Source organism: Nocardioides sambongensis (genome assembly GCF_006494815.1).
GTDB classification, from domain to species: Bacteria; Actinomycetota; Actinomycetes; order Propionibacteriales; family Nocardioidaceae; genus Nocardioides; species Nocardioides sambongensis.
In genome coordinates, this window is record NZ_CP041091.1 from 2,742,007 (window position 1) to 2,757,393 (window position 15,387).

Genomic DNA, 15,387 nt, shown 5'->3' on the forward strand with positions numbered 1-15,387 from the left:
CTCAGGCGCTGGTCGAGCCGGCCAGCCTGGCCAGCGCTTTGCGCACCACCTGGGGGTCGGTGGTCGGCCACATCGCCGGCAGGCTCGCCTTGAGGAAGCCGCCGTAGCGCGCGGTGGCCAGACGGGGGTCGAGCACCGCGACCACTCCGCGGTCCGCGTGCGTGCGGATCAGCCGGCCGGCCCCCTGGGCCAGCAGCAGGGCCGCATGGGTCGCCGCCACCTGCATGAACCCGTTGCCGCCCGCCTTGTCGGCGGCCCGCTGACGGGCGCTCATCAACGGATCGTCGGGACGCGGGAACGGGATCCGGTCGATGATCACCAGCTGGCAGGTGTCGCCGGGGACGTCGAGGCCCTGCCAGAGGCCGAGCGTGCCGAACAGGATGGTGTACGGGTCGGCCACGAACTGCCGAGCGAGCTCCGGCAACTGAGCGTCTCCCTGGGCCAGCGTGGTCAGGTGCGGCAGGCGGCGGCGTACCTCCTCGGCGGCGGTCTCCGCGGCGCGGCGGCTGGAGAAGAGCCCCAGCGCACGGCCGTCGGCGGCGTCGACCAGCTCGACGATCTCGTCCAGCTGGGCGGAGCCGAGCCCGTCCCGCCCGGGCGGGGGCAGGTGGCGCGCGACGTACAGGATGCCCTGGCGGGGGTAGTCGAACGGACTGCCCGCGTCGATGCCGATCCACGGCTCGACGCCCTCACGGACCTCCCCGACCGGCGATCCCGGCTCGGCGCGCTCGGTCGGCTTCAGTCCGACGCCGGTGGCCACCGAGTTGAAGTCCCCACCCAGCATCAACGTCGCGGAGGTCATCACCGCGGTCTTGTCGGTCAGCAGCTTGTCCCGCATCTGGCCCCACACCTGGAGCGGTGCGATGCAGAGCCGCGGCGGCAGCCGGTCGGTGCCCTCGGTGAGCCACAGGACGTCGGCGTCGGAGCCCGCGGCCATCCGCTCGGTCGTCGCGAAGAGCTCCTGGACCGCGCCCTTGGCCTGGGTGAAGGCCGCGTCGGCCTCGTCGGCCTTCTGCTTCGGGAACGCCGAGACGCAGGCCCGCGCGGCATCCCGGACCAGCGTCAGCGCGTCCGCCAGCTCCTCCGGTACGACGTCGAAGCGTCCCGGCCGCGCCTCGGCGATGGCATCGCGGAGGGCGTCGGCGGCATCGGCCAGGTCGTTCGGGGCCTCACCGTCGGCGTGCCGCATCGCTCGGCGCGCGGTCCGCTCCACCTCGGCGACCCACAGCTCGTCGGTGGCCGCCTGGGTGACCCGGGCGACCAGCTCGTGGGCCTCGTCGATCACCACGGTGTCGTAGTCGGGGATCATCGGGACGCCCTCGACGGCGTCGATCGCGAGCAGGGAGTGGTTGGTGACGATCAGGTGCGAGCGCTGCGCCTTCTCCTTGGCCCGCTCGGCGAAGCACTCCTCCCCGAAGGGGCACTTCGCCGCTCCCAGGCACTCCCGGTGGCTGACGCTGACCTGGCGCCACTCCTTCTCGGTGTGTCGTGGTGCGGCGTCCTTCTCCCCCGAGCCGCTCGCGGACGCCTGCTCCTCGGCCCACTCACGCAGCTCGAGGACCTTCTTGCCCATCGCTCCGAGCGCATCCTCGGAGCGGATCAGCTCGCCCTGGTCGTCCGGCGCGCCCTCACGGACCCGGTGCAGGCAGGCGTAGTTGGAGCGGCCCTTGAGGACCGCGAAGGAGCTGTCGACGCCGGGGCGGGTGCCCACGGCCTCGATCAGCCGCGGCAGGTCCCGCTCGACCAGCTGGTGCTGGAGGGCGAGGGTCGCGGTGGCCACCACCACCCGGTCGTCGTGCAGCAGCGCGGGCACCAGGTAGCCCAGCGACTTGCCGGTGCCGGTGCCGGCCTGGACCAGCAGGTGCCGTCGGTCCGTCATCGCGGCAGCGACGGCCTCGGCCATCGTCACCTGGCCGTCGCGCTGCTGGCCGCCCAGTGCGCTGACCGCGGCCGCCAGAGTGTCGCGGACCGGGCTGCTCGGGGTTGACTCGGAGGGCTCGGCGGACACCAGAGAACCCTAGCCGTGGGCACTCCCCGTCGACCGAGGCCCTCCACAGGTCCGCGGCCACGGGACGGCTGAGACCGGGGACACGGATCGACCCGACGGTCCCCAGAGGCCGACTCGTGGGGGCGAACGGGCGACTCGACGGGGCGAAAGCCCAAGTCAACGGGCCCGAAAGCCCAAGTCAACGGGCCCGAAAGCCCAAGTCAACGGGGCGAAAGGCCAAGTCAACGGGTCAGGCGTGGGCGGCGAGTGGTGCGCCGGGGGCACCGCCCTCGACCGCGCCGTCGATCGACTCGGGCGCCAGCACGTGCCCGATCGCGAGCGCCGCCGCACCGATCACACCCGCGCGCTCGCCGGCGCGGGACGTGGTGATCTGCAGGTGCTCGGTGGCCAGCGGCAGCGAGCGACGGTAGACGACCTCGCGGATGCCGGCGAGGAGCCCCTCACCGGCGCTCGCCAACGACCCTCCGATCACGATCGAGGAGGGGTTGACCAGGTTCACCAGGGTCGCCAGCACCTCGCCGAGGTCGCGGCCGGCCTGCCGCACCGCCTGCACGGCGGACTGGTCCCCGGCGCGCACCAGCGCCACCACGTCGTGGTCGCCGGGCACCTCGACACCGGCGGCCCGCACCGCGGCCGCCACCGCGGGCACCGCGGCGATCGCCTCCAGGCAGCCCTGGTTCCCGCACCGGCAGGTCACCTCGCCGGCCCGGGCGACCTGGACGTGGCCGAGGTCGCCGGCGGTGCCCTGGGCACCGCGCTGCAGGGCGCCGCCGGAGATGATCCCGGCGCCGATGCCGGTGCCGACCTTGATGAAGACCAGGTCGGTGGTGTCGCGCAGGTGGGCGTGCTGCTCGCCCAGCGCCATCACGTTCACGTCGTTGTCCACCAGCACCGGGACGGCGAAGGCGCGCTGCACGGCCGCCGGCACGTCGTACCGGTCCCAGCCCGGCATGATCGGCGGGTTGATGGCGCGGCCGGTGGAGTGCTCCACCGGACCGGGCAGGCCGATCCCGACCGCGGCCAGGTCGGCCAGCGGTCGCCGCTGCTCGGCGAGCAGCGCGCGGATGGCCTGCTCCACCCAGGCCAGCACCGGGTCCGGACCCTCGGCGATGTCGAGCGCGGTGCCGCGCTCGGCCAGCACCCGCCCGTCCAGGTCCGCGATCGCGGCCCGGGCGTGGGTGGCGCCGAGGTCGACGCCGACGACGACCCGGGCGCCGGGGTTGAAGGTGAGCAGGGCGGGCGGGCGACCACCGGTGGACACGCCCTCGACCGGCACCACCAGCCCCAGTGCCATCAGTGCCTCGAGGCGCGCCGACACGGTGGACCGGGCGAGGCCGGTGACCTCGGCGAGCTGGGCCCGGGTGCGCGGCCGACCGTCCCTGAGCAGGTCGAAGACGTCACTGGCGCGCACGCTGCGGAGTCAACCACGCGCCACTTCGACACGTCTACCTCACGACTTTTGCCGGACTCTCGACAGAAGTGCGTGACGCGTGTCACAGTGTCGCCGTGACCCGCTCACCGTCGAGCCCCGACGCCACGATCGACCCGACCGCGACCGGCGCGCAGGCGCCGGTGCTGCTCCGCGCCCGCGGCCTGACCAAGTCGTTCGTCGGCCACACCGTGCTCGCCGACGTGGACCTCGACCTGCGGGCCGGCCAGGTGCACGGACTGGTCGGTGAGAACGGGGCGGGCAAGTCGACCCTGATGAAGATCCTCGCCGGCGTGCACGTGGCCGACCGCGGCTCCGTCGAGCTGGACGGGCAGCCGGTGACGTTCCACCACCCGCTGCAGGCCCAGCACGCCGGCATCTCCACGGTCTTCCAGGAGTTCAACCTGCTGCCCGAGCGCTCCGTCGCCCAGAACCTCTGGCTCGGCCGCGAGCCGCGCCGGCGCGGCCTGGTCGACGTGGCCCGGATGCACCGCGACACCCAGGACCTGCTCGACCAGCTCGGCGTCGACGGTCTCCGGCCGCAGCAGTCGGTGCGCAGCCTCTCGGTCGCCGAGCAGCAGGTCGTCGAGATCGCCAAGGCCGTCTCCTACGACGCACGCATCATATCCATGGACGAGCCGACCGCCGCGCTGGCCGATCACGAGGTGCAGCTGCTCTACCGGATCATCGGGGAGCTCACCGGGCGCGGGGTGGCCATCCTCTACGTCTCGCACCGACTCAAGGAGATCTTCGACCTCTGCGACACCATCACGGTGCTCAAGGACGGCCGGCAGGTGACCACCCGGGCCGCGGACGACCTCGACGGCAGCGAGCTGATCCGGCTGATGGTGGGCCGGGAGATGAGCGCGTTCTTCCCCGACCCCGCCCCCGGCACCGAGGTCGGCGAGCCGCGCCTCGAGCTGCGCGCCGCCGGCAACGGGTACGTCGACGGGGTCGACCTCACCCTGCGCGCCGGGGAGATCGTGGGGATCGCCGGCCTCCAGGGCTCGGGCCGCACGGAGCTGATGGAGGCGGTCTTCGGCGTCCAGCCCTTCACCCGCGGTGAGATGCGGGTCGGCGGGCGTCCGGTGCGTCCGGGGTCACCGCGCGCCGCGGTCCGCGCCGGGCTGGCGCTGATCACCGAGGACCGCAAGGCCACCGGCCTCGCGCTGAACCAGTCGATCCTGGACAACGCGCTGGGTCCGGTGCGCGCGGTCTTCCCGTTCCGGACCCCGCGGGCGCGGCGCGAGGTGCCCGGGCTGCTCTCCAACATGGCCGTCGCCGCTCGCGCGCTGGACCAGGAGGTGCAGTTCCTCTCCGGGGGCAACCAGCAGAAGGTGGTGCTGGGCCGGTGGCTGGTGACCGAGCCGCGGGTGATGCTGATGGACGAGCCCACCCGCGGCATCGACGTCGGCGCCAAGCACGCCATCTACGAGCTGATGCGGGTGCTGGCCGCCGAGGGCGTCGCGGTGCTGATGGTCTCCTCCGAGCTGCCCGAGGTGATCGGGATGTCGGACCGGATCCTGGTGATGCGCGACGGCCGGGTGGCCGGGGAGCTGCCCGCCGGGTCCAGCGAGGAGACGGTGCTGCAGCTGGCCACCGGGGCGAGCGCGGCGGCCGGCGAGGAGGTGGGCCCGTGAGCAGCAGCACCAGCGGTCGCCTGCACGGCCTGACCTCGACCGGCATCGTCGGCCTGGTCCTGGTCGGCGCGGTCGTCCTCGGCACGATCCTGACCGCGCTGGAGGGCCGGAACTTCTTCTCCACCGGCAACCTGCGCGACATCCTCACCGCGATGAGCATCCTGGGCCTCATCGCGATCGGACAGACGCTCGTCGTGCTCGGCGGCAGCCTGGACCTCTCCGTGCCGTTCGTGGCCAGCCTGACCGGGGTGGTCGCCGGCGGCGTCATGGCCGGCGAGAGCGGCAACATGGTCCCCGGCGTGGTGGTCGGCCTCGGCGTCGCCGCGGTCGTCGGACTGGTCAACGGGTTCGTGGTCAGCGTGCTCAAGGTGCACGGCTTCATCGCCAGCCTCGGCACCGGCCTGATCATCAGCGGCTACCTGGCGACCAACTACCAGGGCAACCACGGCTCGGCGCCGCAGTCGTTCCGGATGATCGGGATCTCCTTCGTCGGTCCGCTGCCGGTCTCGACGCTGCTGATGCTGGCCTGCGCCGCCGGGGCGGTGCTGCTGCTGCGTCGTACCCGGCTGGGCCACCACCTCTACGCCGTGGGCGGGGACGCCGAGGTCGCCCGCCTCTCCGGGATCCGTACGACGATCCCGCTGCTGGCCGCCCACGTGCTCTGCTCGGTCCTCGCCGGGTGCGCCGGGCTGCTGCTGCTCGCCCGGCTCTCGGTGGGCAACCCGAACGTGGGGAGCCAGGGCCAGTACGACCTGATGTCGATCGCCGCGGTGGTGCTCGGCGGCACCCTGCTCGCCGGCGGCAAGGGCAACGTCACCGGCACCATCGCCGGCGTCGCGATCTTCGCGGTGATGGACAACGTGATGGCCGTGATGCAGGTCGACCCGTTCCTGCGCAACGTGGTGCGCGGCGTGGTGATCGTGGCTGCGGTGGCCGTCTACGCCCGCCGCGAGATCGACCGGCGGCCGGCCCGCTTCGACCGACCCGGGGTCCTCGACTCCGCCCTCGAGGAGGCCCGATGAGCACCGACGTCGCGCCACGGACCCGCCCGCTGCCCGCACACGCCCGCTCCCCGCTGGGCCGCTTCCTCACCGCGGCGACCACGCCGGGTGGCGCGATCTACGTGCTGGCGCTGGTGCTGCTGGTCGCCACCGTCATCGCCAACCCCAACTTCGGCGACCCGGGGGTGCTGATCCGCTTCCTGGGTCGCACCGCGCCGATCGCGATCGCCGCGATCGGTCAGTACTACGTGATCGTGGCCGGCGAGTTCGACCTCTCGATGGGCGCGGTGATCGCGGCGCAGGTGGTGATCGCCGGCAACTTCATCGGCGACGACACCGGCCGCAACGTCACCGGCCTGCTGCTGATGTTCGCGCTGGGCGCCGGGATCGGGCTGCTCAACGGCCTGCTGACCACCCTGCTGCGGGTGCCGAGCTTCATCGTCACCCTTGCGATGATGCTGGCCCTGCTCGGCCTGGTCCGCTACCTCTCCGGCGGCGCCGCCGACGCGCCACCCAACGACGACTTCCGCCAGATCGGACGCGGCGTGATCGAGGACGTCCCGGTGGTCGAGGTGGTCCCCTACCCGCTGATCGTGCTGGTGGTGCTCGCCGCCGCGGCGGTGTGGCTGATGCGCCGCCCCTATGGACGCACCCTGCTGGCCGTCGGCGACAACCCGGCCGCAGCCAGGATCTCGGGGGCCCGCACCTGGTGGGTCACCACCCGCGCGTTCGTGCTCTCCTCCCTGGCCGCCACCGTCTCTGGCATCCTGCTGGTCGGCTACGCCGGGGTGCACCCCACCGTCGGCGAGGGCTACGAGTTCGCGGCGATCACCGCGGTCGTGCTCGGCGGCGTGGTGCTCGGCGGCGGACGCGGCTGGGTGCTCTCCGCGGTCGCCGGCGCCTTCGCCCTCGAGCTCCTCTTCACCCTGCTCACCGTGCTCGAGGTCGCCTCGACCTGGCGCGACACCGTGCAGGGCCTGATCATCATCGTCGCCGTCGCCTTCGCCGCCCGGGCCTGGACCGTGGGCCGGCGCCCTGCGACGTCGCCACCAGGTTCCCCGGGACGCACCAGCGGACCCAGTACCACCGACGAGCCCACCGTGGGCCCGACAACAGGAGGCATTTGATGCGTAGAACCCCACTCAAGGGACTGCTCGCCGGAGCAGCCGTCCTGGCGGTGCTGACCGCGTGCTCGACCGACGAGTCCGGCACCGACGCCACCGACGAGTCGACCTCCGGAGAGGAGAGCGACACCAGCAGCGAGGAATGGTTCGTCCAGGCGGACTACGACGAGCAGATGGAGCAGATGGATGCCACCTTCTCCGGGCCGGAGGACCAGCCGTGGCTGCAGTACATCGACGGGCCGATGACCGACACCGCCGACTGGAAGACGAACAAGCCGATGAAGGTCTGCTTCGCCAACGCGTCGATCTCCAACCCGTGGCGACAGACCGGCTGGATCACCATGAACCAGCAGCTCGAGGTGCTGAAGAAGAACGGCGTCGTCTCCGACATGGAGACCCGCGACGCCGGTGACGACGACAACCAGCAGATCGCCGACATCGACTACTTCATCTCCGAGGGCAACTGCGACGCCTTCGTCATCTCCCCCAACTCCACCGCCGCGATGACCCCGGCGGTCGAGCGGGCCTGCGAGACCGGCAAGCCGGTGGTGGTCTTCGACCGCGGCGTGCAGACCGACTGCCCGACGACCTTCATCCACCCGATCGGCGGCTACGCCTGGGGCATCGCGACCGCGAACTTCCTGGTCGACAACCTCGAGGAGGGGGACAAGGTCATCGCGCTGCGCATCCTGCCCGGGGTCGACGTGCTGGAGACCCGCTGGGCAGCCGCGGAGAAGATCTTCGACGAGGCCGGCATCGAGGCCGTGGACCACTTCACCGAGGCCAACCCGGAGACGATCAAGTCGATCATCACCGACGAGCTCACCAAGGGTGACGTGGCCGGGGTCTGGATGGATGCCGGAGACGGTGCCGTGGCCGCGATCGAGGCCTTCGAGGACGCCGGGATGGACTACCCGGTGATGACCGGCGAGGACGAGATGAGCTTCCTGCGCAAGTGGGAGGAGACCGGGCTCAACGGCCTGGCTCCGGTCTACTCCAACTTCCAGTGGCGCACCCCGCTGCTCGCGCTGGAGATGATCGCCGCCGGAGAGCAGGTGCCGACGGAGTGGGTGCTGCCGCAGACCCCGATCACGGAGGAGGAGCGGGCCGCCTACCTCGACGCCAACGACGGGATGCCCGACGGCCACTACGCGAAGTTCGGTGGCGAGGACCTGCCCGGCTACCCGCAGGTCTGGCAGGACCGCCAGATCCCGTAGTCGGCGCCGCGTCGCGCCACGGTTGCGAGGCTCCGCCGCCGGCCTCGCACCCGACCACCGTCGCCGGTGGTCGGGTGCGGGCGCCGGTGCGGCTCGCAGCCGCCCCTCCCTCCCCCGAAAGGCCAACATCGTGAGAGAGATCGGCGTCAACACCTGGGTGTGGACCTCGCCGTTGACCGACCCCGACCTGCCCGGCCTGCTCCGCCACATCGCCGGGCTCGGCTTCGACGCCGTGGAGCTGCCGTTGGAGAACGCCGGTGACCTCACCGTCGACGCGGTCGGTGCGGCGTTGCAGGAGACCGGGCTGGCGGCGTACCTGGTCGGAGCGATGGCGCCGGGACGTGACCTGGTGGCCGCCGCCCCGGAGGTGGTGGCGGCCACCCAGGACTACCTGCGGGCCTGCATCGACCTGGCCGCGGGCGTCGGCGCCGGCGCGGTCTGCGGCCCGTTCACGGCGAGCACCGGGCGGACCTGGCGGATGGATCCTGGCGAGCGGCGGGCCGCCTACGCCGAGCTGCGCGACAACTTGGCGCCGGTCGTCGAGCACGCGGCGCGGCGGGGGGTCCGGATCGGCATCGAGCCGCTCAACCGCTACGAGACCTCGCTGGTCAACACCGTCGACCAGGGCCTCGAAGCCCTCGACGACCTGCTCGGGGAGCACCTCGGCCTGGCCCTGGACACCTACCACCTCAACATCGAGGAGCGCTCCAGCGCCGATGCGGTACGACGCGCCGCCGGCCACCTGGTCCACGTCCAGGTGTGCGGCAGCGACCGTGGCGCCCCGGGCGGGGACCAGACCGACTGGCCGGGGCTGGTCGGCGCGCTCGACGAGGTCGGCTACGCCGGTCCACTGGTGATCGAGAGCTTCACCCCCGACAACGCCGCGATCGCGGTCGCGGCCTCGATCTGGCGACCGCTGGCCCCCTCCCCCGACGACCTGGCCGGCGACGGGCTGGCCTTCCTCCGCTCCCTCCCCGAGCGCGGGTCCGCGACCGCCGTCGGCGCGACCCGAGGAGCCCACCGATGAGCGCGCTCGGCATCGCGGTGATCGGCTACTCCTTCATGGGCCGGGCGCACTCGAACGCGTGGCGCAACGTGGGCGCCTTCTTCCCCGACGTGCCCGCGGTCCGGCAGGCCGTGCTGGTCGGTCGCGACCGGAGAGCGGTCGACGCCGCCGCGGCGCGCCACGGCTGGGCGGAGGCGGCCACCGACTGGCGCGCGGTGCTCGACCGCGACGACGTCGACCTGGTCGACATCTGCACCCCCGGCGACTCCCACGCCGAGATCGCGCTCGCCGCGCTGGCCGCCGGCAAGCACGTGCTGGTGGAGAAGCCGCTGGCGAACACCGTCGCCGAGGCGGAGCAGATGGTCGCGGCGGCACGGACCGCGGCGCAGCGCGGGGCGCGTTCGATGGTCGGCTTCAACTACCGCCGGGTGCCGGCCCTCGCACTGGCCCGGGAGCTGGTCGCCGACGGGCGGATCGGGACGGTGCGGCAGGTGCGGGCGGCGTACCTGCAGGACTGGCTGGCCGACGCCTCGGCGCCGATGACCTGGCGGCTGCGGAGGGAGACGGCCGGCTCCGGTGTGCTGGGCGACCTCGGCTCCCACGTGGTCGACCTGGTCCACTTCCTGCTCGGCGACCCGGTGGTGAGCGCGCGGGGGCACCTGCGCACCTTCGTCGACACCCGGAACGGGCCGTCGGGTCCCGAGCCGGTCACCGTCGACGACGCCGCCTGGGCGACCCTGGAGACCGCCGGCGGCGTCACCGCCGGCGTCGAGGTCTCGCGGGTGGCGACCGGCCGCAAGAACGGCCTCACCCTGGAGCTGTACGGCGACCGCGGCGCGCTCCGCTTCGACCTGGAGCGCCTCAACGAGCTCGGCTTCACCGACGGGCTGGCCGGCCGCGACAACGGGGAGCGGCGGATCCTGGTGACCGAGCCGGACCACCCCGGCCCCGGCGCGTGGTGGCCGCCGGGCCACGTGCTCGGCTGGGAGCACACGTTCACGCTGCAGGCCGCCGGCCTGCTGACCGCACTGGAGGCGGGCACCGACCCGTCCCCCGGATTCGCGGACGGCCTCGCGGTGCAGCGGGTCCTCGCCGCGATCGAGGAGTCCGCGGAGCGCGACGGTGCCAAGGTGGGGGTGGCCGACATGGACGCGGTCACCTCGTCGACGACGCGGAAGGGACTCTGATGGGCAAGCGCTTCACGCTCTTCACCGGACAGTGGGTCGACCTGACCCTGGAGGAGGTGGCCGAGCACGCCGCACGCTGGGGCTACGACGGCCTGGAGATCGCGGTCTCCGGCGAGCACCTGGACGCCTGGCGGGTGGACGAGGACGGCTACGTCGAGGAGCGCCTGGACATCCTGCGCCGCCACGGCCTGCGGTGCTGGGCGATCTCCAACCACCTCACCGGGCAGGCGATCTGCGACGACCCGATCGACTTCCGGCACCGCGCCATCGTCCGCGACCGGGTCTGGGGCGACGGCGATCCCGAGGGGGTGCGGACCCGGGCGGCAGAGGAGATGAAGCGGACCGCCAGACTGGCGCGCGCGATGGGCGTCGACACCGTGGTCGGCTTCACCGGCTCCTCGATCTGGCAGTACGTCGCGATGTTCCCGCCGGTGCCGGCCGACCGGATCGACGCCGGCTACCAGGACTTCGCCGACCGGTGGAACCCGATCCTCGACGTCTTCGACGAGCACGGGGTGCGCTTCGCCCACGAGGTGCATCCCTCGGAGATCGCCTACGACCACTGGTCGACCCAGCGCACCCTGGAGGCGGTCGGTCACCGCCCCGCGTTCGGGATCAACTGGGACCCCAGCCACATGCTGTGGCAGGGCCTGGACGTGGTCGGGTTCATCACCGACTTCGCGGACCGGATCTATCACGTGGACTGCAAGGACACCCGGATGCGGATGGGCGGCGGCCGCAACGGCATCCTCTCCTCCCACCTCCCCTGGGGCGACCAGCACCGGGGGTGGGACTTCGTCTCCACCGGTCGCGGCGACGTGCCCTGGGAGGACGCCTTCCGCGCGCTGGCCGCGATCGGGTACGACGGCCCGATCTCGGTGGAGTGGGAGGACGCCGGGATGGACCGCCTGCACGGCGCACCCGAGGCGCTGGAGTTCCTCCGTCGGTTCGACTACGCCCCGCCGGCGGCGTCGTTCGACGCGGCGTTCAGCAAGCAGTCCGAGTAGGCCGGCGGGCCGCGTTCAGCCGCGCGGCACGGTGGCCAGGTCGGCCACCGCGTCGGCGACCAGGTCGCCGAACTCCGCGTGCCCCTCCGGCGTCAGGTGCAGCAGGTCGGGGAGGTAGGGCAGGTCGGCCTCGGCCATCGAGAGGTAGGACGCCCCGTGCGCGGCGCTCAGCTCGGCGAGCACCGCGTCCACCCCGGGGACCTGCGCGGCGCGGGCCGGAGCGGGGACCGGGCCGACCACGAGGACGGGCCGGTCGCCCAGCTCCTCGAGCAGGCGTCGTACGCCGTTGCGGAGGTCGGCCTCGGGCTGGTCGAAGTCGTTGAGCCCACCCTCGACGACCACCAGGTCGACGTCGCCGGCACGGGCCAGGGCCCGCGGGGCACGCGTGGCGTAGGAGAGCTCGCCGCAGCCGCTCGCCTCCCGGCTGAACCCCGACCCGGAGAAGCCGTCCACGAGGACCGCGCCGTCCAGCCGCGTCGGCCAGCTCTGGCCCGGCTCCACGCCCAGACCGACGGAGTAGGAGTCACCGATCACCAGCGTCCGCAGCGCACCCTCGCCGGCCCGCGCGGCGTCGTCGGCGGCGAGCGTCCACCGGTCGCGTGCGCCCTGGCTGAAGGCCACGCACCGGTCCTCGTCCGCGCCGGCACGGTCGACCAGGACCGCACTGAGCCCGGCGACCACCAGCGCCGCGGCGAGCGCCGCGAGGACGCGCGGCCGCCGTCGGAGCATCGTGGTCGTCACGACCACCATCCTCCGTCCTCACCCGCGGCGGCGCATCCCGATCCGGGGCTCGCGGGGCAGGCTTTGCGCAACCGTTACCTGACCGGGCCGGACGACCGGGTGGCCGGCCGGGTGGCGACCCGGCCGACGGGGGTGACGTCAGACGGCGTACGCCGCCAGGTCACCGGCGAGCGCCTCGGTGGCCAGCCCGGCGACCCGGGTGCCGTCCGCGGTGTGCTCGAGGGTGCGGATCTCGCCGTCCTTGTGGATCCGGTCGATCAGGTCGCCGCGGGCGTAGGGCACCAGGGCATCGAACGGCACCGCCGGGCGCGGCAGGTCCGCCTCGACCGCGGCGATCGCCGCGTCGATGCCGTCGCCGGTGTGGGCGGAGACCGCGACCGCGTGCGGCTCGGCGCGCAGCAGGCGGGCGACCGTCATCGGGTCGGCGATGTCGGTCTTGTTGACGACGACCAGCTCGGGGATGTCGGCGGCACCGATGTCGGCGAGCACCTCACGGACCGCGGAGAGCTGGCTCTCCGGGTCGGGGTGGGAGCCGTCGACCACGTGCACGATCAGGTCGGAGTCGGCGACCTCCTCCAGGGTGGAGCGGAACGCCTCCACCAGCTGGTGCGGCAGGTGCCGGACGAAGCCGACGGTGTCGCTCATCGTGTAGACGCGGCCGTCGCCGGTCTGGGTGCGCCGGGTGGTCGGGTCCAGGGTGGCGAAGAGCGCGTCCTCGACCAACACACCGGCGCCGGTGAGCCGGTTGAGCAGCGAGGACTTGCCGGCGTTGGTGTAGCCGGCGATCGCCACCGACGGCACCTCGTTGCGACGGCGCTCCTGCCGCATGGTGGCCCGGGTGCCCTCCATCGCACGCAGCTCGCGGCGGAGCTTGGCGATCCGGTCGTTGATCCGGCGGCGGTCGGTCTCGATCTTGGTCTCACCGGGGCCACGGCCACCGATGCCGTCACCGCCCGCGGCGCGACCACCGGCCTGCCGGGAGAGGTTGCCACCCCAGCCGCGCAGCCGCTGCTTCATGTAGTTGAGCTGGGCGAGCTCGACCTGCGCCTTGCCCTCCTTGGACTTCGCGTGCTGCGCGAAGATGTCCAGGATCAGCGCGGTCCGGTCGACCACCTTGACCTTGACCCGGTCCTCGAGGTTCCTCAGCTGCGAGGGGGCCAGCTCACCGTCGCAGATCACGGTGTCGGCGCCGGTGGCGCGGACGATCTCGCCGACCGCCTCCACCTTGCCGCGGCCGATGTAGGTGGCCGGGTCGGGCGACTGGCGGCGCTGGTAGATCGCCTCCAGCACCTCCGAGCCGGCCGTCTCGGCGAGCAGGGCGAGCTCGGCCATCGAATTCTCGGCGTCGGTCACGGTGCCCTCGGTCCACACACCGACCAGCACCACCCGCTCCAGGCGGAGCTGGCGGTACTCGACCTCGGTGATGTCCTCGAGCTCGGTGCGCAGGCCGGCCACGCGGCGCAGCTCGTGCCGCTCGGCGAGGTCCATCGCCCCGGTGCTCGGGTCGACGGAGCGGGCCTCGGGGTCGATGCCCGACTCCCACCCGTCGTCGGCCGCGTCGGCGCGTGGCTCGTCGGTCAGGTCGTCGGTGTCGTCCCAGGCCTCGGTCGCGGCGAGCTCGGCGTCGAGGGAGAAGTTCTGTGCAGGATTCGTCATAAGCGTTCACCACCCTAACCGCGCGGCGCGCCGAAGGCTTCCCGTTTTCTCGTCCCGACCTGCGCGGACCACAATCGGGGTGTGTCCGACGTCGCCCGCTCCCGCCGTACTTGGGGCGCCGGGACCGTCGTGCTGCTCGCCGCGCTGATCCTGCTGGCGCTGTCGCTGCGCTCGGGGATCAGCAGCCTGAGCGTGCTGCTGCCGACGGTCCGCGACGAGCTCGCCATCTCCCCGGCCGGGGTCAGCCTGCTCACCACCCTGCCGCCACTCTGCTTCGCGGTGGTCGGGCTGGGCACCGGCCGCCTCGTCCTCCGGTACGGCGTGCACCGGATCACCGTCGCCCTGCTGGCCGCGCTCGTGGTCGGCCTGGTCGGACGCGCGCTCGCCGACACCTGGTGGATCTTCGGGATCGGCACCATGGTGGCGATGGCCGGCGCCGCGGTCGGCAACGTGGTGCTGCCGCCGCTGACCAAGCTGCACTTCGCTCGGCACGAGGCCGGCGTGAGTGCGGTCTACGGCGCGGCGCTGGTCGGCGGCGCCACCCTCGCCTCCGCGCTCACCGTGCCGATCGCGGACGCGACCGACGGCTGGCGGGTGGCCCTGGCCACCTGGGCGGTGCTGCCGGCCCTGGCGCTGCTGGGGTGGCTGCCGACGCTGCGCACCCCGGAGACCGGCTCGGTGCCGGCCGACGCCCCGACCGGCGCCTCCACCCCGGAGGGCACCTCGGGCAGCGCCTCGGCCGGTGCCGCCGCTCCACCGACCCTGGGCCGGATCGTGCGCACCCCGCTCGGGTGGGCGTTCATCATCTGCTTCGGTGCGCAGTCCGCGCAGGCCTACGTGCAGTTCGGCTGGTGGGGCCTGATGCTGACCGACCTCGGCGCGGACGCTGCCCACGCCGGCGTGCTGCTCGGGATCATCACGGCGGTCGGCATCCCGGTGACGCTGTCGCTGCCGCTGCTGATCCGGGTGACCCGGGACTCCGCCGCGCTCCCCCTGGCCTTCTCGGTGAGCACCGTGATCGGCTGGCTGGGCGTGCTGCTGGCGCCGCTGGCACTGGGCGGTGTGCTCTGGGCGGTGCTGCTCGGCTTCGGGGCCGGCGCGTTCACCTGGGTGCTGGCGATGCTGGCACGGCGCAGCCGCTCGCCCGAGGGCTCCTCCCAGCTCTCGGCGCTGACCCAGGGCGTCGGCTACTTCATCGCCGCGGCCGCCACCTTCGCCACCGGCTTGCTGCACGACGCGACCGGCGACTGGCAGGTCGGGATCGTGATGATGCTGGCCCTGGCCGTGGTGATCGGCGTGGCCGGTGCGGCGATCGCCCGCGGCGGCACCGTCGAGGACGCGGTCGCCGCGCACCTCGACGCGCGCCCCTGA

General features: G+C 73.1%; 12 protein-coding genes. 8 read left to right on the forward strand and 4 right to left on the reverse strand.

What is annotated here, in order from left to right; genetic code table 11:
* Window position 1 precedes the first annotated feature (1 nt).
* A complete protein-coding gene (locus FIV43_RS12965; protein WP_231123223.1) occupies window positions 2–2,008 on the reverse strand; it encodes an ATP-dependent DNA helicase in 2,007 nt (668 codons plus the stop codon).
* A 229-nt stretch (window positions 2,009–2,237) separates the two neighbouring features.
* A complete protein-coding gene (locus tag FIV43_RS12970; RefSeq protein WP_141014476.1) occupies window positions 2,238–3,419 on the reverse strand; it encodes an ROK family transcriptional regulator in 1,182 nt (393 codons plus the stop codon).
* A 95-nt stretch (window positions 3,420–3,514) separates the two neighbouring features.
* On the opposite strand from FIV43_RS12970, the gene FIV43_RS12975 reads away from it, so the two are divergent.
* The 7 genes from FIV43_RS12975 to FIV43_RS13005 all read left to right on the forward strand — a co-directional run bounded on the left by FIV43_RS12975 (window position 3,515) and on the right by FIV43_RS13005 (window position 11,619).
* A complete protein-coding gene (locus tag FIV43_RS12975) occupies window positions 3,515–5,077 on the forward strand; it encodes a sugar ABC transporter ATP-binding protein (RefSeq protein ID WP_141014477.1) in 1,563 nt (520 codons plus the stop codon).
* Window positions 5,074–6,099, forward strand: a complete 1,026-nt coding sequence (locus tag FIV43_RS12980) for an ABC transporter permease (protein ID WP_141014478.1) — start codon at window positions 5,074–5,076, stop codon at window positions 6,097–6,099. Before FIV43_RS12975 ends, FIV43_RS12980 begins: the two co-directional genes overlap by 4 nt.
* Complete coding sequence (locus FIV43_RS12985) at window positions 6,096–7,205, forward strand: ABC transporter permease (protein ID WP_141014479.1); 1,110 nt, start codon at window positions 6,096–6,098, stop codon at window positions 7,203–7,205. Before FIV43_RS12980 ends, FIV43_RS12985 begins: the two co-directional genes overlap by 4 nt.
* Entirely contained in the window at window positions 7,205–8,419 is a 1,215-nt protein-coding gene (locus tag FIV43_RS12990; protein WP_141014480.1) for a substrate-binding domain-containing protein, read from the forward strand. Before FIV43_RS12985 ends, FIV43_RS12990 begins: the two co-directional genes overlap by 1 nt.
* Window positions 8,420–8,549: 130 nt before the next feature.
* Window positions 8,550–9,446, forward strand: coding sequence for a sugar phosphate isomerase/epimerase family protein (locus tag FIV43_RS12995; RefSeq protein ID WP_141014481.1), 897 nt, complete (start codon window positions 8,550–8,552; stop codon window positions 9,444–9,446).
* Window positions 9,443–10,612, forward strand: coding sequence for a Gfo/Idh/MocA family protein (locus FIV43_RS13000; protein WP_141014482.1), 1,170 nt, complete (start codon window positions 9,443–9,445; stop codon window positions 10,610–10,612). Before FIV43_RS12995 ends, FIV43_RS13000 begins: the two co-directional genes overlap by 4 nt.
* Window positions 10,612–11,619, forward strand: a complete 1,008-nt coding sequence (locus FIV43_RS13005; protein ID WP_141014483.1) for a sugar phosphate isomerase/epimerase family protein — start codon at window positions 10,612–10,614, stop codon at window positions 11,617–11,619. Before FIV43_RS13000 ends, FIV43_RS13005 begins: the two co-directional genes overlap by 1 nt.
* Window positions 11,620–11,634: 15 nt before the next feature.
* Here the strand turns inward: FIV43_RS13005 and FIV43_RS13010 are convergent, their stop codons facing one another.
* Together FIV43_RS13010 and hflX are read right to left on the reverse strand one after the other, a co-directional pair.
* Complete coding sequence (locus tag FIV43_RS13010; protein ID WP_181407476.1) at window positions 11,635–12,360, reverse strand: SGNH/GDSL hydrolase family protein; 726 nt, start codon at window positions 12,358–12,360, stop codon at window positions 11,635–11,637.
* A 138-nt stretch (window positions 12,361–12,498) separates the two neighbouring features.
* A complete protein-coding gene (hflX, locus tag FIV43_RS13015; protein ID WP_141014485.1) occupies window positions 12,499–14,016 on the reverse strand; it encodes a GTPase HflX in 1,518 nt (505 codons plus the stop codon).
* Between the two features lie 81 nt (window positions 14,017–14,097).
* On the opposite strand from hflX, the gene FIV43_RS13020 reads away from it, so the two are divergent.
* The gene (locus FIV43_RS13020) at window positions 14,098–15,387 is read left to right on the forward strand and encodes an MFS transporter (RefSeq protein ID WP_141014486.1); all 1,290 of its coding nucleotides are present in this window, start codon (window positions 14,098–14,100) and stop codon (window positions 15,385–15,387) included.

Coding starts and splice junctions, on each gene's coding strand:
- FIV43_RS12985 (WP_141014479.1), top strand. CDS start 6,096: ATGAGCACCGACGTCGCGCCACGGACCCGCCCGCTGCCCGCACACGCC.
- FIV43_RS12990 (WP_141014480.1), top strand. CDS start 7,205: ATGCGTAGAACCCCACTCAAGGGACTGCTCGCCGGAGCAGCCGTCCTG.
- FIV43_RS13000 (WP_141014482.1), top strand. CDS start 9,443: ATGAGCGCGCTCGGCATCGCGGTGATCGGCTACTCCTTCATGGGCCGG.
- FIV43_RS13005 (WP_141014483.1), top strand. CDS start 10,612: ATGGGCAAGCGCTTCACGCTCTTCACCGGACAGTGGGTCGACCTGACC.
- hflX (WP_141014485.1), bottom strand. CDS start 14,016: ATGACGAATCCTGCACAGAACTTCTCCCTCGACGCCGAGCTCGCCGCG.